Raw genomic sequence first — 19,076 nt, forward strand, 5'->3', positions numbered from 1 at the left:
TCCTGATATCCTGTCCCCTGTAAAAACTATTTTCCAAAATTCATCCTGTCACAGAAGTTTCTATCTCATGCAGATATAAATCACATAAACCACATATAAAACCAGCATCACAATACCTTCTTTTCTGCTGATTTTTTCTTTTGTCCATGCAAATCCCCAGATCAACAGGCTCAAAACAATCAAAATCATAATATCTATGATGTTTTCCATCAAAAACGGCATCGGACTGATAACTCCCGCCAGACCAAGTACAAACAGAATATTAAAAATATTAGAGCCTATGGCATTTCCAAGTGCCATATCCACTTCATTTTTGCGAGCTGCAACAACAGATGTCACAAGTTCCGGAAGCGAGGTTCCAATTGAAACAATGGTCAGTCCTACCAGCGTCTGGCTCATTCCAATTTTTAATGCAATATTGCTGGCACTGTCTACAACGACATCCCCGCCAATCACAATACCAGCTACACCAACCACAAGGAACAACAGGCTTTTTGGCATCGACATTACTTTCTGTGCCTCTGCCGCTTCCGTTTCTTCGCTTTGCAGATGTCCGCCTTCTTTTCCTGCTTTCAGAGCCATACGAATCATGGTTCCGATAAATATTGCAAAAAATACCAGAAAGACTGCACTGTCAAAACGTCCCTGCTTCATTCCCACACCACCGAGTATCATAAGCAGCAACGCTGCAAACACGGAATATGGGAAATCACGTTTCAATGTAGCTTTCTGTACGGCAACCGGAGTCATTATGGCACAAAAACCGATGACCACCATCATATTAAAAATATTAGACCCGACCACATTACTGATTGCCAGCGTATTCTTATGCTGGATTGCTGCAACAACGGAAACCGCAGTCTCCGGAAGTGAAGTTCCCATGGCAACAATGGTCAGTCCAATAATGATAGCCGGAACATGAAACCGTTTTGCAATACTGGAACTTCCCTCCACAAAAACATCTGCCCCTTTGACCAGGAAGAAAAATCCTGCGATCAAAAAAACAATTGCCAGCGGCATGGAACATGTTGAAATAAATTCTGTCATATCTTTTCCCTCTTTCTGTAAAATAATGTGTTAAAAGGCAATAATGCCCAAGTGCTCCAATAGTATTTTCAAGCCAATAAGTATGAGGATTACCCCACCTGCAATCTCTGCTTTTCTTTTGTAGCGGGTGCCGAAAAAATTACCGACAACCACTCCGATGACCGATAATACAAATGTCGTGCATCCGATAATCAGACAGGCTTCCATGATGGATACATTTAAAAAGGCAAATGTAATACCGACTGCAAGTGCATCGATACTGGTTGCAACTGCAAGAAGCAGCATTTCTTTGTGATCCAGCGGCAGATCTTTTGCTCCAATTTCCTGCACGTCTTTGTCACGAACCGCTTCAATCACCATCTTGCCACCGATAAACAGCAACAGGAAAAAGGCGATCCAGTGATCGACCGAAGTAATGTATTTCTGAAAACGGATTCCCAGTGCCCAGCCGAGAAACGGCATCAGTGCCTGAAATCCTCCGAAATACAATCCAATCAGAAATGCGTGTTTTTTGTTGATTTTTTCCATGCCAAGACCCTTGCAGACGGATACCGCAAATGCATCCATCGAGAGTCCGACACCAATCAAAAATAACTCGATTACCATTCTTATGTTCTCCTTTTGTGAGGGGATTCATACCTTGCGCTTCTGTCCTTATATATCAAAAAGAGACCCAATGTACACCAGCGAAAACCGCGACTGCAGCCACGTTTTTCCGGTGCACATGAGTCTCATTCTTTAAGGCTTGCCAGGTCCAAATGACCGGTATGTTGACAAGTCACACAATGTGCGAACTACTCCCTCACATACTTTTGTCTATGAATTAGGTAAACTATAACAAACGGCCTTTGAGTTAGTCAATACGAACTTCTTATTTACTGATGACTTTTGCAAACTTCTTCTTACCACGCTTTACGACCTTTCCTTCTCCGGCAAACTCGTCGAGCATGTAACTGGTACTGATGTCTGTAACTTTCTCACCGTCCACAGAGACTCCACCCTGCTGTACGGCACGACGTGCATCGGAACGACTCTCACACAGAGAAGCCTTTACAAGAACTGCCATGATATCGAGCTTGTCATTGTACAGATCATCTGCAGTCACTTCAACCGTCGGCATATGTGCAGAAACCCCGCCGCCTGCAAACAGTGCATGGGATGCCTCTTTGGCTTTCTTTGCCTCTTCCTCACCGTGTACCAGTTTGGTCAGCTCATAAGCGAGAATCTCTTTTGCTTCATTCAGCTTGGCACCTTCCCATTTGTCCATCTCATCGATCTGCTCCAATGGCAGGAAGGTCAGCATGCGGATGCACTTTAACACATCGGAATCTGCCACATTTCTCCAGTACTGGAAGAAGTCAAACGGAGAAGTCTTGTTCGGATCAAGCCATACGGCACCGGACTGTGTTTTTCCCATCTTCTTTCCCTCAGAGTTTAAAAGCAGATTGATCGTCATGGCATAAGCATCTTTTCCAAGCTTCCGGCGGATCAGTTCCGTACCACCGAGCATGTTGCTCCACTGGTCATCTCCACCGAATTCCATGTTACATCCATATTTCTGGTACAGTGTGTAGAAATCGTAACTCTGCATAATCATGTAATTAAACTCCAGAAAGCTTAATCCTTTTTCCATACGCTGCTTGTAACATTCTGCTGTCAGCATGCGGTTTACGGAAAAATGTGCACCAACATCACGCAGTACATCAATGTAGTTTAAATCCATCAGCCAGTCGGCATTGTTTACCAGCATTGCCTTGCCTTCCCCGAAATCGATGAAACGGCTCATCTGCTTTTTAAAACAGTCTACGTTGTGCTGAATGGTTTCTGGTGTCATCATCTGACGCATATCGGTACGTCCGGATGGATCACCGATCATGGCTGTACCACCGCCGATCAGCGCGATTGGCTTGTTTCCTGCCATCTGCAGACGTTTCATCAGACACAGTGCCATAAAATGTCCCACATGCAGACTGTCAGCTGTCGGGTCAAAACCGATATAAAATACTGCTTTTCCATTGTTGATGAGTTCCTTGATTTCTTCCTCGTCGGTTACCTGTGCGATCAGACCGCGGGCAACCAGTTCGTCGTAAAGTGTCATTGGGTTTCCTCCTGTAATTTAACTTTTTTGATTTTTCTGGGGCTTTATGTCCCTTTGCTCCATATCTATAAAAATCCAAATAAAAATCCCCTCGTCCTAATTATAAGGACGAGGGGGATCTCTCGTGTTACCACCTTAATTCGCATGCTGTTCACACAGCCTGCCTCCGCGAGTGCAGCTACACTCCAGTGCGTCTAACGGGCACTACTCCGTTACAGCCTACTTGCCTGCGCGTTCGGTGTAAAGCTCAGGGATGTATTCCCTGCGGTAAGGGGGGACCCAGCCTGCTGGGGGGATTCCTTATCGCCCGGTTTATGTTTGTTCCATAAGCCGTGGCAGGGGGGACCCAGCTTGCTGGGGGGATTCCTTATCGCCCGGTTTATGGTTGTTCCATAAATCCATCTGTGCTTTCCGTGTGCCTCTCATCTACCGGCTGCTTTCTGTTCGTTCCACACATTGGTACTTGTTCCCATCTTCGCTTGTATTCTATAATTATATTATTATAGAAAGACAATCACAGTTTGTCAAACAATTTTTACTTGCCTTCTTTCGCTTCTGCCGGAACCCAGATTCCCTCTTTCCCCCATGGCTGGATCATAGACAAATACCGCTTCTGTCCATCCTTTAAAAATGTAATCTGTATACCGACCTGTGTTTTATCTGCAGATTCAGATTCTTTTTCCACGGAAACAAGCTTTTTATCCGACGATAAATTCAAAAGCTGCCGGGCTGCATCTGTCGGCTCAAGCAATGCACCAATTGGAACCATATTCTTATTCAGCACTTCACCCATACCGTTTATACAGTAGTCCATCTGTGTATCGCTGATTCCCTGCGCATATGCTGTATCAAACTCATCTGCAGATGCAATTCCATCCGTTTTAGCATCCGGACCGTCAGCAAACTGATTGATTTTTTCCTGTGTAATCTGAAATTGACCATTTTCCTGTGCATAATGGATATTCTCTATCCACACGCTCACATGCGGATCTGATGACTCCACATAATACAAAATCTCTGCAGTCTGTTCTTCCGTATTGATTTCATGCAGCCAGTAGCCATCCATTTCTTCTCCGGTTCCACCAAAGAAACTGCCAAAGGCTCCCCATGGCCATGGACTCGACCAGCCAAATGACGGTGTATCTCCATCCATCCACAAAATATGTATTTTCTCTAAATTCGACTGTACCTCTTTGGATGTCATCTGCACAATTTTTTCTGTATCCCGGTCGCAAAATGCCTGTGCCCATTCCCTGATATTCTGCTCTATTATCGCAGCTCCTGCATTTTCCTGCACTGGCTGCTGTGTACTATCCACTTTCTCGGTTGTATGCTCTGTTTTTGTCTCCGACGGTTTCTGGTTTGTCAGACAACTTACTGCCACAAGTGCAACCAAAACGGTTGCAATCGCAGCCACCCAGGTATGTGGTTTTTTAAAATTCAACACGTTCTTAATTCTCCTTCCTGCATCTGCCTCTCCAAACGCAACCGGGGCAAATGAATACGGATGCCGCTCCATCGCAAAAGCAAGTAAGGATGCGCTGTATCCTTTTTTAATCTGATTTCCAAACTGCGCAAGTACGGCCTCATCACAACTCATCTCCATGTCTCTTGTCATATAGAAAAAGGCAATCCATGCCAATGGATTCCACCAGTATACAGCCAAAAGTACGAATGCAATCAGCTTCCATAAAGAATCATGTCTGCGAATGTGCCAGCTCTCATGCGCAAGGATGTACTGCTGTTCCTCCTCTTTCATCCGAAACGGAATATAAATCTGCGGGCAGAAAATTCCCAGTACAAACGGTGATGGAATACAGTCACATTCCCAGATCTTTATGGTCCGCCGGACGTTTCCAGATGTTTCATTTACGGTTAAACGTACTGCTGTCCGTACCATACTGCGGCATTTGATATAGGAATACATTCCATATCCTAAAAATAAAAATATCCCGATCAGCCAGACAAAAAACAACACCGCACAAATTTTCTGTGAGGTCGTCATAGCTCCTGTCAAACCAGCTTCAGAAGCTGCATCCCCTGTCACACGTGAACCGGCAGATATCTGCGTCACATTCTGTACTGCCGTTTGCGCATGCACTCCAGATACTCCTGTGTAGTGTGCAATCTCACTCATTTGTGATCTGCTTTTTACCAGACGAAACAGATTAAACAAACTCCATCCTGATGCAATGGGCAAATCAAATAACATACGGATTCCAACAATTGCCCACAATGCATAGGAATATTTTTTGGGACATTTCCGCAAAAGCGCGCGCACTGCAAACACCGCGAGAATTACAACCGCCACCATGCCATTCCGCTGCAGAAATGCCAGAAAAATTACACTTGCCTTCTCCATTCTCTGCCCCTACCCTTCTTTATGCTCGTCGATCATTTTCTTGAGCAGCTTTGCTTCTTTTTTGGAAATTTTCTTTCCTCCAAGAAATGCTGTGATAAACCCTGGCAGTGATCCGTCAAATGTGCGATCCACAAAATACCGGGATTCCTCTGCCTGCACCTGTTCCTTTGGAATTAAAACAGAAACCGTTGCATCCTCATTGGCAATGTATCCTTTTTCACACATTTTCCGTACAACCGTATAAGTCGTGGATTTTTTCCAGCCAAGCTGTTCCTGACATAACTTTACAAGTTCCCCGGAGTTGACGGGGGCATGCTCCCATACGACACACATAAACCGGTAATCACTGTCACATAATTTTATATATTCCATCTTTTTCTCCTCCATAGGTTTATAGCTATCAACCTGTCTTCAGTTTATTCTTATAAACCTCAAATGTCAAGGTCTATTTTTATAAACTGCGAGAAATGTCAGAAAAATACGATGGAAAATGTTTGAACTCACCTTTTTAAAAAGTTATAATAAACGCAAAAGGCGATTGTGAAATCGCCCAAAATAAATAACTCAAAAGGAGGACATGTTATCGTGGAAAAAGTACGTTACATGATTTCCGATGCCGCCGCACTGGCCGGTGTGGAAACCCATGTGTTACGTTACTGGGAAGAAGAACTCGACCTGACCATCCCGCGAAACGAGATGGGACATCGATACTATACACGAGAAAACATACAGGAATTTCAAAAAATCAAAGAACTAAAAGAAAAAGGATATCAGCTAAAAGCAATCCGCATGATATTACATAATAAAAACCCCGAAGATGCCGGTGTTTCCGTGCCGGATTCTGCAGCACCTGGTCCATTGCCCGCATGTAACCGGGAACATCATCCCACAGCTGCAGCCAAACCGGATCGACAGAACGCAGATAAAACCAACCTGCCTGTAAATACCCTTTCCGCAGAAGAACGCATGGCACAATTTCGGGAGTTGATGAGTGACATTGTAGGGCACGCAATCGCACAGAATAACGAAGCTCTCACACTCGATATCAGCAAAGAAATCCGTGAAACCGTCCTGAAAGAAATGAACTATCTCATCCGGGAACAAAACGATATGACGGAGGAACGCTACCGCCAGTTAAGTGCAGAAATTCGTGGAAAATTGCAGAAAAAACATACCTTATTTTCCAAAAAGGAAAAGGTTCCCAAAATGAAAACATCAAAAAAAGAAAAGAACCGGAAAAATGTATTAAATCCGGTCTGATTGATTTCAGCATTGACCTGACATTAAACGGTTCCATATATAAAATAAAACAAGCCTGCGGAAGGATTGCCATAGAAAAGTTAATACAAAGAAACGCCAAAACCGACATTTGCCGGAATTGGCGTTTCTTATATTAGGGACTTATTTTACAGCTCCTTTAATCAATCATATCATTCTGGAATTTTGATAAATGCTCATACGGCAAAATCAGCCGCCCCCGAAAAAGACCACATCCATCATTCATAAGGCTATTATTCACTGCCGTAAACATATTTACATCTACCCCTGACAGATCAAGATCCTGTAACAATCTACAACGCTCATAAGCCTCGTCAAAATAAATACAGCCGCCTTGTAAAATCGCATCTCTCCGTCCTCTGGAAGTTTCCTGTTTTTTTTCATAAAATAAATGATTCGCTACTCCAATTTCTGCAATATCATCCATCTCTTTTGTTCTAAGCTGCATTTCCATATAACACCGGGCACTGTTGTCAAAAAACGTTATATGAAGCGAACGATATGAATTTGTACTTTCCCCATCAATATAATCCCTGTAATATGGGCGCACAGCATCATCCAATAGTAAAGAATTACTTCTTTTAACCCCACCTGTCGGCTCTGCCGTAAATCCACGTTCTTCCAAAAATTGTGGCAATACATTGGCAATCCGATATAAATACCTGATCTCTTCCTTCTTGCGATCCTGTTTTTGTTTCATATGACACCGTGGCATGGAAATCACAATACGGTACGCGATCAAATCGCGAAAACAGTTCAAACGCTCCTTGATTTCTGGCACAGACGGATATGATCCATTCTTTTCATAATAATCGTATATGTATTCCACAATATATCCATTAAACTTTCCCTCTGCGCGAATCAACGACTTAATTCGTCCCTTGAAAGTAAAAGATAAATATGGATATTCCTGTGCCATATATTTATAAAACTCACGAATCTTCTGCGATTGCGAAGTCAGGAAATCATTGTGTTCCAAAAGTTCCATAATCTGTATCAAAAAGTCACAATGCACTAAATCCACTTCATTATGTTTCTGTACCGCCGAAATACGTAAATCCGCTATGTATTTTTTTAAAATGCGAAGAACTGTATCCCCCGAATATAAGTAATCATTCAATGTAATCATATTTTCCCCATCCTAAAAAGTCGCGGTGCCGAGGCACCGCGATCCGCAAGATTATGTAATTGCAAGCTGATGTTTTACTTTACTCATATCAGATTCTAACACCGTCACGCGAATGGCAAGCAATTCTTTTTCATCATCTACTTTGCGTGCTTCCCTCAAATTACGCACTAAATCACAATGCCCTTCTGCAATCCGTCTGATATTTACATTTGTTTCATTTTCAATTACCAATTCCAAACCGGTAACCTTTTCATCCAGTACCGTAAACTTCTGATCCAATACCGTAAACTTCTGATCCAATACCGTTACCTTTTCATCCAGTACCGTAAACTTCTGATCTAGTTCCGTTACCTTTTCATCCAGCTCCGTTACCTTCTGTTCCACTCCGGCTACTCTCTGATCCAGTTCCGTCACCTTCTGTTCCAGCTTCGTTACTTTCTGTTCCACTCCGGCTACTCTCTGATCCAGTTCCGTCACCTTCTGTTCCAGCTTCGTTACTTTCTGTTCCACGCTGGCTACTCTCTGATCCAGTTCCGTTACCTTCTGTTCCAGCTTCGTTACTTTCTGTTCCACTCCGGCTACTCTCTGATCCAGTTCCGTTACTTTCTGTTCCACGCTGGCTACTCTCTGATCCAGTTCCGTTACTTTCTGTTCCACACTGGCTACTCTCTGTTTTATTTCAGACATTCCACTTTTGAGTTCCCTGACATCACTCTCCAGTAAATCAAGCCTTGTGTATACAGGTTCAAATTTCTGATCTAACAACTGTGATAAAATCACAATATCTTCCTGTGTCATCCTTCTTTCACCTCCGATCTTTTTATTTTTCTTTCTCCAAACTTTTCCGATAGCTATTATGTTAACATCATTTTTCTTATTTCGCAAGCAGATTATCTCTCATCATCATTTTTCTGTATGATTGGCTTTTTAACTGTAACATCTTAACGCTTTGAAATATTTAATTTGTAGAATATTTTCAAAAATCATAAACTTCAACATACGATGTATCAACATCCTTTTATGCAGAAACAGCAGGAAATCTATGATATCCATCATAAATTCCCTGCTGTTTTCTTCTTATTTCACATCTTCCCAGAATTCATTCCACTCACCGCCACCCATAGTGACAAAATATTTCAGCCAGACCTTCCACTGATCCATCTCTTCATCCGTCTCATGATCCTTAATCACCGAAAGCAGCCGATCCATCCGCACCATATAATCCGGATCTTTTACAAAATGCTTTTCATCATAATAGCGTTTTAATTTATGTATTGCTGCAATTGCGGCTTTTTCCGTAAATCGTTCCTGTTCGGGTGCACAGTTATATTCCGGCACAGAATGAATGTAGTTCACACACGCACGATACCACTTTGTCATAGCTGTTCTAACACCTCATCTCCATACCGGGCACGGATCTGCTGTTCCAACGAGACAAACACCCCAATATACTGATGCAGAATTTTTTCAACCAGTTGCTGTGCTGCTTCTTCATTATAAATATGTGTGGCATCATTTCGATCACACAACATTTCCAGCCATACATCTTCCTGTTCTGCCCGACCAAGCACCTGCAAATGTCTAACATACTGATCAAACTTTTTCATATAAAACAACCCCATCTTTCTCTATCTCGGATACCAATTCAGATGACATGTATTTATCATCCATATTGATAATATCCACTTTAAAAGCGACCACAGATCTTCATTTAAACTATCTGACAAACCTCCAAAATCTGCACATCCATAAATCGCCAGATCGATATCGCTTTTTGGCATATTAGTTCCACGCGCACGTGATCCAAATAATACTACTTTTTTTACCTGATATTTTTTTGAAATTTCCACTATCTGCCGATATACATTTTGTATGTTACGGTCCTGATTCTCTTTCATCACAATCATTATCCCTGTTTTCTGTTATTTCAGTAATCTTATTATACGCCAGATTCTATAAGGAATGCAACCAGCCTCTACTTCTCCTCCGTCACAACCGGCACTTCCCGCTGTTCCACAGATGTAGAAAACACAATCTGCGTCTTTGTACGCCCAAACTGCTGCAGTTCATTGATAAAATGATCCAGCTGTGCCGTGGTCTCAAACAATGTCTCAATCAGCATCGAATAATCCCCTGTCACACAATTGCACTCCACCACATTTGGAATTTTTTCAATGAACGGATAAAATACCGGCTTCTGCAGCGGCTCCACCTCCAGATTGATGAAAGCCTTAATATGGTAATTAAGATACAGTGGATTTACCCTTGCCGTGTAGCCGATGATCACACCCTCGTGTTCAAGTTTTTCAATTCTTGCAGACACCGACGGCGATGACAAAAATACCTGTGCGGCAATCTCCTTGAGCGGTGTGCGGGCATTTTTCTGCAGAATCTGTATGATTTTTTTATCTACTTTATCCAGTTTTTTCATGACACAAACCTCGATTTTTCCATAAATACGCAAAGAAGGACACCTGCTTAGACGCCTGTGTCCTTCTTTTCACAATCATTTTTAAATTATGAGGTCATTATAGCACAGGTATTTACATTTGCAATCCCCAATAACAGCTCATTTTTTATATCTCGCTCCTGTAAAATTGCCTTATTTTATTAGGTTTCCTCTATTTTTTCTTTATTTTATTTGGCAATGTTTCTTAATCTCTGGCTGTTTTTCCAAATATCGCTTAAAGTATTTACCTTTGATGTCAGGAGTGCTATTCTCGTCCCATTGAAAAAAGCGCGCAGAAAAGAAACAAACAGACAACTGATAACAGAAGAATATAAGGAGATCAAATTATGAAAGAATACATGCGTTTAGAATCAGATTCCATCGGAACCATGGAAGTACCCGAAGATGCTTATTACGGAGTACAGGCTTTACGGGCAAAAGAAAACTTCCCGATCACCGGCACCCGGTTACACCCCGTTTTCATTAAAAACCTTGCAAAAATAAAACGGGCAGCCGCCATTACCAACCGGAAAGCCGGAATGTTGAAACCGGAAATTGCCAACGCCATCGAATCGGCATGTAACGAAGTCGTCTGTGGCATGTTTGACAAAGAATTCATTGTCGACGGCATCCAAGGCGGTGCCGGAACAAGTGCCAACATGAACATGAACGAAGTCATTGCCAACCGCGCCATCGAAATGCTCTGTGGCAGAAAAGGAGACTACACCATTGTTCATCCAAACGACCACGTCAATATGGCACAGTCGACAAACGATGTCATTCCAACCGCCGGAAAATTAACGGTTCTCGATCTTCTCAAACCTTTAGACAAAAGCCTTTCCCTTTTAACCGATGCATTATATGACAAAGCTGCAGCGTTTGATCACATCGTAAAAATCGGACGTACACAGCTCGAAGACGCTGTGCCGATGCGTCTGGGTCAGACGTTCCATTCTTATGCCACCATGATTTCCCGTGACCGTGACCGTCTTACAAAAGTCCGCACGGAAATGTATCCCGTAAACATGGGCGCAACCGCTATCGGCACAGCAATCAATACGTCCCCGTTTTATCTGGATAATATTGTACCAACCCTTGGAAAAATCACCGGCTACCCGCTGACCCAGGCCGACGATCTGTTTGATGCCACCGAGAATCTGGACGGATTTGTACGCGTTTCCTCCTGCCTGAAAGCATGTGCGGTCAACTTATCCAAAATGTGTAATGACCTGCGTATCCTTGCAAGCGGGCCAAAAGCCGGGTTCGGTGAGATTACACTTCCGGCTATGCAGAATGGTTCTTCCATTATGCCCGGCAAAATCAACCCAGTCATCCCGGAAGTTGTCTCGCAGGTTGCGTTTCATATTATCGGTCACGACACGACCATCACTATGGCGGCAGAAGCCGGTCAGATGGAATTAAACGCTTTTGAACCGGTTGTTTTTTACAATCTTTTTGACTCCATTACCACACTGACACACGCAGTGGATACTCTGACCACCAACTGCATCCTCGGCATCACTGCAAATGAAAAACGCTGCCGCGAACTTCTCGATGCAAGCGTCGGTATCACCACCGCCCTGTGTCCGTACATCGGCTACAAAAAAGCTGCAAGTCTGGCAAAAGAATCCTTAAAAACAGATATTCCAGTTAAAACTCTTGTATTGAAATACGGTCTGTTAAAAGAAAACGAACTGGATTCTATTCTCGATCCTTATGCAATGACCGAAGCCAGAACCAGACAGACACAGGCAAAAGCCGTATAATAAGATTTATCTTTTGTGCAAACTATGCTATAGTAATGGCGTAAACCACTACACAAGGAGGTACTCATAATGGAAACAGTAACAGAAGTAGTTAAAAACATGGCCGGCGGAGATGGCGAAGTAACCATCAAACGCATCCTCGGAGAAAAAGAATTAAACGGAAAATGTGGTCTGTATGCACAGGTAACCATTCAGCCGGGATCTTCTCTTGGTTATCACGAACATAAAAATGAAAGCGAGACTTATTACATTCTTTCCGGTACCGCAGAATATAACGATAACGGAACCACACGCACTGTAAAAGCCGGAGATGTAACCTATACACCAGACGGATGCGGACACGCTTTAAAACCGATTGGCAATGAGCCGGTTGTATTTATGGCTCTGATCATCTTTGATTAATTTATTTTAGAAACATGCAAAAGGACCGGCTATCCCAAAAGGCAGCCGGTCTTAAAGCTGGCAGAACTCTTTCCCATATCTGAGGCGGGGCCAAACGTGGAAGATGGATGAATTAAATAAATGCAATCATATACAGCGGCAATGTAATGATACCATCTTCGCCCACACCGATATTTCCATCTGCAAATTTATACCCATAAGAAATATCTTTATGATTCTTCATAAGTGACTTTAAGGAATTTGCCCTCGTATTTCCGCCTTTTACTTCAATCGGAACTACCATTCCATCTTTTTGGATCACTACATCTATTTCTCTTTTCGTTGTCTCATTTTTATAAAAATATAACTGATATCCCTTTTTATACAGAGCATCTGTTATTGCATATTCATAGATACCGCCTTTGGAATTTCCCTCTAAAGTGTTTTCTACAATATGCTGTTTTAATGAAAAGTCCTTCATCGCCATCAACAATGATAAATCAGTTGTATAAGCCCGGAAAAAATCATCTCTTGCATAATCATCCAGATCAAATCTGACATCCGTCACAAGTTTACTTAAATGTACCATATCTGCACGAAGCAACCACTCAATACTTGAAAAATACTTTTGTGCTCTGCCTCCATGCTCAACTTCTTTATATTGAAATTTGTGGTTTTCTTTATCAAGCAGCTGCTTTGCAAGTGAAAGATAACATTTCTCTGCTTTTACCTTTTCTTCCGCAGTTGCATAATGTGCTATATCATACTGATATCCCAATAAGAGGCTCCTCTGTATCTTATCAACCTCTCTGAAATCCTTTGTATCTACATATTTCTGTACAGCTTCCGGCATACCACCTATTGCTATATACTGTCTGTAATAATTCATCATTTGGGAATGAATCGCCTCAGGTATCACGGTCTTTGATTCCAGATATCCGCAGAGGTTTCCGATCATGTCTTCAGAAATCCCCATTCCCCAGAGAAACTCTTCAAAATCAATCCCATACATTCTCAGATAATCAACATAACCGACCGGATAAGACGATGCACGTTTATAATCGATTCCAAGAAGCGATCCCGACACAATAACATCATATCTGTTATCGATTGCCCAGAATTTAAGGGATGTGATTGCTTCCTGGCACTCTTGAATCTCATCGAGAAAAATCAAAGTTTTCCCTGGCAGAATTTTCTTTTCAGGAAAGCGGAAACGCATAGCCATAACCATATTATCTACCGTAAGATCACCGGAAAAAATGTCAACGGCAGAAACCATCTGCTTAAAGTTGATTTCAAGCAGTTCCTCATAATTGTCTTCTGCAAACCGTTCAATAATATATGTTTTTCCTGTTTGCCTGGCTCCCTGTACAACAAGGCATTTTTTATTTTTTGTGTTAACCCAGTTTTTTATTGAAGCAATTGCTTTTCTTTTTAACATAATACCCCCATCAACAAAATTTCTTTCTACCAGTGCGTATTATCAACATTTTGGAAAGTAAAAATGTATTTGATGTCAACATTTTGCATTATTGTATCATTGCTATAGTTCTTAATCAAGTATAATATGCCATAATTTTATTCTTTCCCATAATAAACCAACTTAACATTATTAGATATTGTCACTATGCCATTACATAAAAAAAAGACCAACGATCCATCTTCTGAATCGTTGGTCAAATGTTGTGTCAAACTTGTGTCAACGCTACGTTTCCAAACGCTGAAACCCTTGGTATTACTAGACCTATTCGCAAACGTATGGCATCATAGCCAGATGACGTGCTCTCTTGATAGCAACTGTAAGAGCTCTCTGATGCTTTGCACAGTTTCCTGTGATACGACGAGGAAGGATCTTTCCTCTCTCAGAGATGTATCTCTTTAACTTGTTGATATCTTTATAATCGATGACATTATCTTTGCCACAGAATACACATACTTTTTTTCTTCTACGCATTGGTCTTCTCTTCATGGAAGATCCTTCAGCTGTTTTATTGAAAGCCATGTTCTTTAACCTCCTATATGATGTTATGCTCTATGGAACATTTAGTTGAATGGTAATTCTTCATCAATTCCATCCGGAATATTCATGAAGCCATCTCCGGCAGCTCCGCTTGGTGATGGAGCAGAAGGTGCACCGCCGAAATCAGCATTTCCACCAGCTGCATTTTTGCTTTCCGCAAATTCTACGTTCTCTGCCACAACATCTGTGGTGTAAACGCGCTGTCCATCCTTGTTTGTATAACTGCCTGTCTGGATATGACCCTCGAGAACGAACTTGGTTCCCTTGCGGCCAAATCTCTCCAAAAACTCTGCTGTCTTGCTAAATGCAACACAACTAATGAAATCCGCTGTCTGATCCTCATTGTTCCGGCGGAACCGACGGTCAACTGCCAGTGTAAATCTTGCAATCGCACTGGAACTCTCCCCCTGAGAGTAACGAACTTCTGCGTCTCTGGTTAATCTACCCATAAGAATGACTTTATTCATACAATCTCCTACTTTCTTATACTACTGCTCGTCTTTTCTAACGCATAAGAAACGAAGAACGTTGTCCATGATACGGACATCCTGCTCAAGCTTAGCCGGAGCATCCGATGCTGCGTCGAACTGGATGAAGTAGTAGAATGCTTCGCTCATCTTCTGAACGTCGTAAGCTAACTTCTTCTTACCCCATTCTTCAACTTCTGTAACAGTACCGCCTGCACGAGTGATATACTCTTTTGCTTTCTCAACGGTTGCTGTTCTCGCATCATCTTCGATCTTTGCACTGACAACGAGTGCTAATTCATACTTGTTCATGCGAAATGTTACCTCCTTTTGGTCTCTGGCTCACAGAACATAGCCTGTGAACAAGGAAAAAATAGTTATCACGAGGATATACTATACCATGTTTTATGCGGATTTTCAAGCCTTTTCTTTAACTTTATTTGAGTTTTTCCCAAGATTATGTTATAGTGGGTTCTGAACGGTATTCATACAGAAACTGTATCGACTGCGGTATATTTATGATGTATCGCCCCAAATGAATATGTGAGTCACCTTTACACAGGATTTCGACGGACACCTGTTACACAGGATCCGATCCATTTAATTACCAGAAGGAAGGTGGTAGCATGAAAACAGGAATCATAGGCGCAGGGCGCGTAGGCTGCTCCCTTGGAAAATATTTCCGGAGTAAAAACGCAGACCTTGTGGGATATTATGATACCAATGCCGCGGCCGCAAAAGAAGCCGCCGCGTTTACACAGACTGCCGGTTTCGATCAGGTGCAGCAACTGGTGCGTGAATCAGACATCCTCTTCATCACGACACCCGATTCGTTCCTTGTCCCCGTATGGGAGGAAATCAAAGGCATGTCACACAGGAATCAGATTATATGTCATTGTAGTGGCGCACTTTCATCCGATTCATTTTCCGGAACCAAAGAAGCAGGAGTATCCTGCTGCTCGGTTCATCCCATGTTACCGTTCAGTAACAAATTTTCATCATACCAGCAATTAGAACATGCATTTTTTACCGTGGAAGGCCACCCACATGCCGTACAGGTCATCACCGACTTACTCACTTCCTATGGAAATGAAGTCTGCCGGATTGATGCCGCAGCCAAGCCAGAATATCATGCAGCTGCCAGCATCTTAAGCAATCAGGTGATCGCGGTACTTGATACGGGGTACCGGCTTCTCGAAGACTGCGGATTTTCCCGCGAAAAAGCCGTTGCGGCAACTGCTGCACTGGTCCGTCAGAACATCGAAAATGTGCTCTCGCAGGGCTGTGTCCATGCACTGACCGGTCCGATCGAGCGTGGGGATGTCGCAACCGTGGAAAAGCACTTACACTGTTTAAACACAGAAGATGCCGCTTTGTACCGCATGCTCGGCACACGGCTTCTGGCAATCGCAGAAGGAAAAAATCCAGCACAGAATTATGAAAACATGAGACATGTTTTACTTGCTGATAAACAGGAAAAAGAAAATGGAGGATCTCATAAATGAAAAATACGGTTGTAACTTTTCAGGAAGCAAAAGACAAGGGTGAAAAGCTTTCCATGCTGACCGCCTACGATTATTCTACTGCCAGACTTATTGATGAGGCAGGCGTCAATGCCATTCTCGTCGGCGATTCCCTCGGAATGGTCGTTTTAGGATACGAAGACACGCTCTCCGTCACCATGGAGGACATGATCCATCACAGCGCAGCGGTTGCCCGCGGCATCAAAGATACACTGCTCATCACCGACATGCCTTTTATGTCTTACCAGACTTCCGTCTATGACGCTGTTGTCAATGCCGGACGCCTGATGAAAGAAGGCCGTGCACAGGCAGTCAAGCTGGAAGGCGGAAAAGAAGTCTGCCCTCAGATCAAAGCCATCGTAGACGCTTCCATCCCTGTTTGTGCCCATCTCGGTCTGACCCCGCAGTCTGTCAATGCCTTTGGCGGATTTAAGGTACAGGGAAAAGGCGAAGCTGCCGCACAGAAACTGCTTGATGATGCGCGTGCCGTTGAGGAAGCCGGAGCTTTTGCTGTTGTCTTAGAATGTGTGCCGCAGGCCCTTGCCACAAAGATTACCGAGAGCATTCATATCCCGACCATCGGAATCGGTGCCGGTGCCGGATGCGACGGACAGGTACTTGTCTATCAGGATATGCTTGCCATGTATTCCAACATGAAACCGAAATTTGTCAAGCAGTTTGCACAGGTCGGTGAACAGATGCGCGAGGCATTCCGCACTTATAAAGAAGAAGTTGCTGCCGGAACGTTCCCCGGCCCGGAACATACCTTCAAGATGGATGAAACCGTCCTGGATAAATTATATTAAGACATTCCTACGGAATCATTCGCATTGTTTTGTCAAATAACAATAAAACCAAATTACAATGAAAATCAGGAGATTATAAAATGGAAATATATGGAGAAATCAGTAAAGTAAGAGCTGCCGTAAAGGCATGGAAAAAAGAAGGATTAACCGTCGGATTCGTACCGACCATGGGCTATCTGCATGAAGGACACAAAAGCCTGATTGATGCAGCCAGAAAGGAAAATGACCGTGTCGTTGTCAGTATTTTTGTAAACCCGATGCAGTTCGGACCAACCGAAGATCTGGAGAGTTATCCGCGCGACCTCAAAAAAGATGCTGCATTGTGCGAAGCTGCAGGTGTAGATATCATCTTTCATCCGGAACCGGAGGAAATGTATGCCGACGGCTTCTGTTCCTATGTGGATATGAATGGTCTTACCACCGAACTCTGTGGAAAAAGCCGTCCGATTCACTTCCGCGGCGTGCAGACCGTTGTATTGAAACTCTTCCACATTGTAACTCCGGACCGCGCATACTTTGGTCAGAAAGATGCCCAGCAGCTTGCCGTCATCCGTCGCATGGTCAAAGACTTAAATGTGGATACCCGGATCATCGGCTGCCCGATCATCCGTGAAGCAGACGGACTGGCAAAGAGCTCCAGAAACACTTATTTAAACGCCGAAGAACGTCAGGCGGCACTTGTGTTAAGCCGCAGCTTAAAAGCCGGAAAAGCCCTTGTGGATGCCGGAGAAACACGCGCTTGTGTCATCAAGTCTGCAATCACAGCAGAGATTGAAAAAGAGCCGCTTGCCAAGATTGATTACGTGGATGTCGTTGACTTTGACACCATTACTCCGGTCGAAAAACTCGAAGGTTCCATTCTTGTAGCCATTGCCGTATACATTGGCAAAACCAGACTGATCGATAACTTTATCGTGGAAAAATAGGAGATTACTCATGCAGTACAATATGTTAAAAGGAAAAATTCACCGGGCTGTGGTAAAACAGGCGGATCTCAACTATGTCGGCAGTATCACGGTCGATACCGATCTCTTAGAAGCTGCCGGAATTTTAGAATATGAACTGGTACAGATCGTCGATGTGGAAAACGGCAACCGCTTCGAAACTTATACTATCGCAGGGGAAGCCGGTTCCGGCATGATCTGTTTAAACGGTGCCGCTGCCCGTCAGGTCGCTGTGGGCGATCATGTCATTCTCATGTGCTATGCACAGATGACACCGGAAGAAGCAAAAGAACATCACCCGAAAGTTGTTTTTGTCGATGCGGATAATCACATTGCACGGGTCACCAACTATGAAAAACACGGAAAACTGACGGATGATTTTATCGGTGCATAACAAAAAGGGGGCTGTAAAAAAACTCCCCTGACAGAAAAATCGCCCAGACCGTGAGGTCTGAGCGATTTTTTGGTATAATTAATTATGCTACTAAATAACAATACCAATGGTAATTATACTATGCGTCAGCTGAAATTACCATTAGAAATCGAAAAATTGATCGATATTTCCGATCCGGTATACACTTTTTGTGAGGTTATGGATCACATTGACCTATCCAGATATTTTGTAGAGAAAGGCTATAAAACAGGTCGCCCAAGATGTGATGCTCAAAAACTCCTTAAAGTAATACTTTTTGCCTTTATGGAAAATGGCATCTGCTCCTTACGAGAAATAGAAAAGCTCTGCCGTAATGACATTCGTTACATGTATCTTCTTGATGGCATGAAAACGCCTTCTTTTGCTACATTTG

The 19,076-nt window shown here is 43.0% G+C and carries 23 protein-coding genes; 8 read left to right on the top strand and 15 right to left on the bottom strand.

Annotation, left to right across the window (positions count from 1 at the left end; translation table 11 throughout):
* Positions 1-60 precede the first annotated feature (60 nt).
* The 5 genes from M72_RS03470 to M72_RS03490 form a co-directional block, all read right to left on the bottom strand.
* A complete protein-coding gene (locus M72_RS03470) occupies positions 61-1,047 on the bottom strand; it encodes a calcium/sodium antiporter (RefSeq protein ID WP_055067198.1) in 987 nt (328 codons plus the stop codon).
* A gap of 30 nt (positions 1,048-1,077) precedes the next feature.
* Positions 1,078-1,659, bottom strand: coding sequence for a manganese efflux pump MntP (locus tag M72_RS03475; RefSeq protein ID WP_055067199.1), 582 nt, complete (start codon positions 1,657-1,659; stop codon positions 1,078-1,080).
* A 259-nt stretch (positions 1,660-1,918) separates the two neighbouring features.
* Complete coding sequence (tyrS, locus tag M72_RS03480; RefSeq protein WP_055067200.1) at positions 1,919-3,145, bottom strand: tyrosine--tRNA ligase; 1,227 nt, start codon at positions 3,143-3,145, stop codon at positions 1,919-1,921.
* Positions 3,146-3,680: 535 nt separating this feature from the next.
* Positions 3,681-5,507, bottom strand: coding sequence for a M56 family metallopeptidase (locus tag M72_RS03485; RefSeq protein WP_055067201.1), 1,827 nt, complete (start codon positions 5,505-5,507; stop codon positions 3,681-3,683).
* A gap of 9 nt (positions 5,508-5,516) precedes the next feature.
* Positions 5,517-5,879, bottom strand: coding sequence for a BlaI/MecI/CopY family transcriptional regulator (locus M72_RS03490; RefSeq protein WP_055067202.1), 363 nt, complete (start codon positions 5,877-5,879; stop codon positions 5,517-5,519).
* Positions 5,880-6,092: 213 nt separating this feature from the next.
* Here M72_RS03490 and M72_RS03495 point away from each other — a divergent pair, with 213 nt between their 5' ends.
* A complete protein-coding gene (locus M72_RS03495; RefSeq protein WP_055067203.1) occupies positions 6,093-6,767 on the top strand; it encodes a helix-turn-helix domain-containing protein in 675 nt (224 codons plus the stop codon).
* A 157-nt stretch (positions 6,768-6,924) separates the two neighbouring features.
* On the opposite strand, the gene M72_RS03500 is transcribed toward M72_RS03495, so the two are convergent.
* The 6 genes from M72_RS03500 to M72_RS03525 all read right to left on the bottom strand — a co-directional run bounded on the left by M72_RS03500 (position 6,925) and on the right by M72_RS03525 (position 10,336).
* On the bottom strand, positions 6,925-7,914 hold the full coding sequence (locus M72_RS03500) for a nucleotidyltransferase family protein (protein WP_055067204.1): 990 nt from the start codon (positions 7,912-7,914) through the stop codon (positions 6,925-6,927).
* A gap of 51 nt (positions 7,915-7,965) precedes the next feature.
* The gene (locus M72_RS03505) at positions 7,966-8,712 is read right to left on the bottom strand and encodes a tropomyosin (RefSeq protein WP_055067205.1); all 747 of its coding nucleotides are present in this window, start codon (positions 8,710-8,712) and stop codon (positions 7,966-7,968) included.
* A gap of 279 nt (positions 8,713-8,991) precedes the next feature.
* Entirely contained in the window at positions 8,992-9,294 is a 303-nt protein-coding gene (locus tag M72_RS03510; protein ID WP_055067206.1) for a hypothetical protein, read from the bottom strand.
* On the bottom strand, positions 9,291-9,521 hold the full coding sequence (locus M72_RS03515; protein ID WP_055067207.1) for a nucleotidyltransferase substrate binding protein: 231 nt from the start codon (positions 9,519-9,521) through the stop codon (positions 9,291-9,293). Before M72_RS03515 ends, M72_RS03510 begins: the two co-directional genes overlap by 4 nt.
* Positions 9,522-9,542: 21 nt before the next feature.
* Positions 9,543-9,812, bottom strand: a complete 270-nt coding sequence (locus M72_RS03520) for a nucleotidyltransferase family protein (RefSeq protein WP_314733821.1) — start codon at positions 9,810-9,812, stop codon at positions 9,543-9,545.
* A 77-nt stretch (positions 9,813-9,889) separates the two neighbouring features.
* The gene (locus tag M72_RS03525; protein WP_055067219.1) at positions 9,890-10,336 is read right to left on the bottom strand and encodes an Lrp/AsnC family transcriptional regulator; all 447 of its coding nucleotides are present in this window, start codon (positions 10,334-10,336) and stop codon (positions 9,890-9,892) included.
* Between the two features lie 374 nt (positions 10,337-10,710).
* On the opposite strand from M72_RS03525, the gene M72_RS03530 reads away from it, so the two are divergent.
* Positions 10,711-12,129, top strand: a complete 1,419-nt coding sequence (locus tag M72_RS03530) for an aspartate ammonia-lyase (RefSeq protein WP_055067208.1) — start codon at positions 10,711-10,713, stop codon at positions 12,127-12,129.
* A gap of 69 nt (positions 12,130-12,198) precedes the next feature.
* On the top strand, positions 12,199-12,531 hold the full coding sequence (locus tag M72_RS03535) for a cupin domain-containing protein (protein ID WP_022045288.1): 333 nt from the start codon (positions 12,199-12,201) through the stop codon (positions 12,529-12,531).
* A gap of 112 nt (positions 12,532-12,643) precedes the next feature.
* Here the strand turns inward: M72_RS03535 and M72_RS03540 are convergent, their stop codons facing one another.
* From M72_RS03540 to rpsF, 4 genes are all read right to left on the bottom strand, one after another.
* Positions 12,644-13,951 (bottom strand): ATP-binding protein, encoded by a 1,308-nt coding sequence (locus M72_RS03540; protein WP_022045287.1) that lies wholly within the window; start codon positions 13,949-13,951, stop codon positions 12,644-12,646.
* Positions 13,952-14,254: 303 nt separating this feature from the next.
* Complete coding sequence (gene rpsR, locus M72_RS03545) at positions 14,255-14,512, bottom strand: 30S ribosomal protein S18 (protein WP_022045286.1); 258 nt, start codon at positions 14,510-14,512, stop codon at positions 14,255-14,257.
* A gap of 41 nt (positions 14,513-14,553) precedes the next feature.
* Positions 14,554-14,997 (bottom strand): single-stranded DNA-binding protein, encoded by a 444-nt coding sequence (locus tag M72_RS03550; protein WP_055067209.1) that lies wholly within the window; start codon positions 14,995-14,997, stop codon positions 14,554-14,556.
* Positions 14,998-15,018: 21 nt separating this feature from the next.
* Positions 15,019-15,309, bottom strand: coding sequence for a 30S ribosomal protein S6 (gene rpsF, locus M72_RS03555; protein ID WP_022045284.1), 291 nt, complete (start codon positions 15,307-15,309; stop codon positions 15,019-15,021).
* A 314-nt stretch (positions 15,310-15,623) separates the two neighbouring features.
* Between rpsF and M72_RS03560 the strand changes: the two genes are divergently transcribed.
* The 5 genes from M72_RS03560 to M72_RS03580 form a co-directional block, all read left to right on the top strand.
* Entirely contained in the window at positions 15,624-16,502 is an 879-nt protein-coding gene (locus tag M72_RS03560; protein WP_055067210.1) for a Rossmann-like and DUF2520 domain-containing protein, read from the top strand.
* Positions 16,499-17,326 (top strand): 3-methyl-2-oxobutanoate hydroxymethyltransferase, encoded by an 828-nt coding sequence (gene panB, locus M72_RS03565; RefSeq protein ID WP_022045282.1) that lies wholly within the window; start codon positions 16,499-16,501, stop codon positions 17,324-17,326. Before M72_RS03560 ends, panB begins: the two co-directional genes overlap by 4 nt.
* Before the next feature lie 80 nt (positions 17,327-17,406).
* Complete coding sequence (gene panC / locus M72_RS03570) at positions 17,407-18,252, top strand: pantoate--beta-alanine ligase (protein WP_055067211.1); 846 nt, start codon at positions 17,407-17,409, stop codon at positions 18,250-18,252.
* A gap of 10 nt (positions 18,253-18,262) precedes the next feature.
* Complete coding sequence (gene panD / locus M72_RS03575) at positions 18,263-18,664, top strand: aspartate 1-decarboxylase (protein ID WP_022045280.1); 402 nt, start codon at positions 18,263-18,265, stop codon at positions 18,662-18,664.
* Between the two features lie 84 nt (positions 18,665-18,748).
* Positions 18,749-19,076: transposase (locus M72_RS03580; RefSeq protein ID WP_055067212.1), on the top strand; the 328-nt coding region annotated here is incomplete at its 3' end.

Source organism: Roseburia faecis (assembly GCF_001406815.1).
GTDB lineage: Bacteria > Bacillota > Clostridia > Lachnospirales > Lachnospiraceae > Roseburia > Roseburia faecis.

Excerpts from the sequence above, each read along its gene's own strand:
- M72_RS03470 (WP_055067198.1), bottom strand. The coding sequence starts at position 1,047 with ATGACAGAATTTATTTCAACATGTTCCATGCCGCTGGCAATTGTTTTT.
- tyrS (WP_055067200.1), bottom strand. The coding sequence starts at position 3,145 with ATGACACTTTACGACGAACTGGTTGCCCGCGGTCTGATCGCACAGGTA.
- M72_RS03485 (WP_055067201.1), bottom strand. The coding sequence starts at position 5,507 with ATGGAGAAGGCAAGTGTAATTTTTCTGGCATTTCTGCAGCGGAATGGC.
- M72_RS03490 (WP_055067202.1), bottom strand. The coding sequence starts at position 5,879 with ATGGAATATATAAAATTATGTGACAGTGATTACCGGTTTATGTGTGTC.
- M72_RS03500 (WP_055067204.1), bottom strand. The coding sequence starts at position 7,914 with ATGATTACATTGAATGATTACTTATATTCGGGGGATACAGTTCTTCGC.
- M72_RS03505 (WP_055067205.1), bottom strand. The coding sequence starts at position 8,712 with ATGACACAGGAAGATATTGTGATTTTATCACAGTTGTTAGATCAGAAA.
- M72_RS03510 (WP_055067206.1), bottom strand. The coding sequence starts at position 9,294 with ATGACAAAGTGGTATCGTGCGTGTGTGAACTACATTCATTCTGTGCCG.
- M72_RS03515 (WP_055067207.1), bottom strand. The coding sequence starts at position 9,521 with ATGAAAAAGTTTGATCAGTATGTTAGACATTTGCAGGTGCTTGGTCGG.
- M72_RS03520 (WP_314733821.1), bottom strand. The coding sequence starts at position 9,812 with ATGAAAGAGAATCAGGACCGTAACATACAAAATGTATATCGGCAGATA.
- M72_RS03530 (WP_055067208.1), top strand. The coding sequence starts at position 10,711 with ATGAAAGAATACATGCGTTTAGAATCAGATTCCATCGGAACCATGGAA.
- M72_RS03535 (WP_022045288.1), top strand. The coding sequence starts at position 12,199 with ATGGAAACAGTAACAGAAGTAGTTAAAAACATGGCCGGCGGAGATGGC.
- M72_RS03540 (WP_022045287.1), bottom strand. The coding sequence starts at position 13,951 with ATGTTAAAAAGAAAAGCAATTGCTTCAATAAAAAACTGGGTTAACACA.
- rpsR (WP_022045286.1), bottom strand. The coding sequence starts at position 14,512 with ATGGCTTTCAATAAAACAGCTGAAGGATCTTCCATGAAGAGAAGACCA.
- M72_RS03550 (WP_055067209.1), bottom strand. The coding sequence starts at position 14,997 with ATGAATAAAGTCATTCTTATGGGTAGATTAACCAGAGACGCAGAAGTT.
- rpsF (WP_022045284.1), bottom strand. The coding sequence starts at position 15,309 with ATGAACAAGTATGAATTAGCACTCGTTGTCAGTGCAAAGATCGAAGAT.
- M72_RS03560 (WP_055067210.1), top strand. The coding sequence starts at position 15,624 with ATGAAAACAGGAATCATAGGCGCAGGGCGCGTAGGCTGCTCCCTTGGA.
- panB (WP_022045282.1), top strand. The coding sequence starts at position 16,499 with ATGAAAAATACGGTTGTAACTTTTCAGGAAGCAAAAGACAAGGGTGAA.
- panC (WP_055067211.1), top strand. The coding sequence starts at position 17,407 with ATGGAAATATATGGAGAAATCAGTAAAGTAAGAGCTGCCGTAAAGGCA.
- panD (WP_022045280.1), top strand. The coding sequence starts at position 18,263 with ATGCAGTACAATATGTTAAAAGGAAAAATTCACCGGGCTGTGGTAAAA.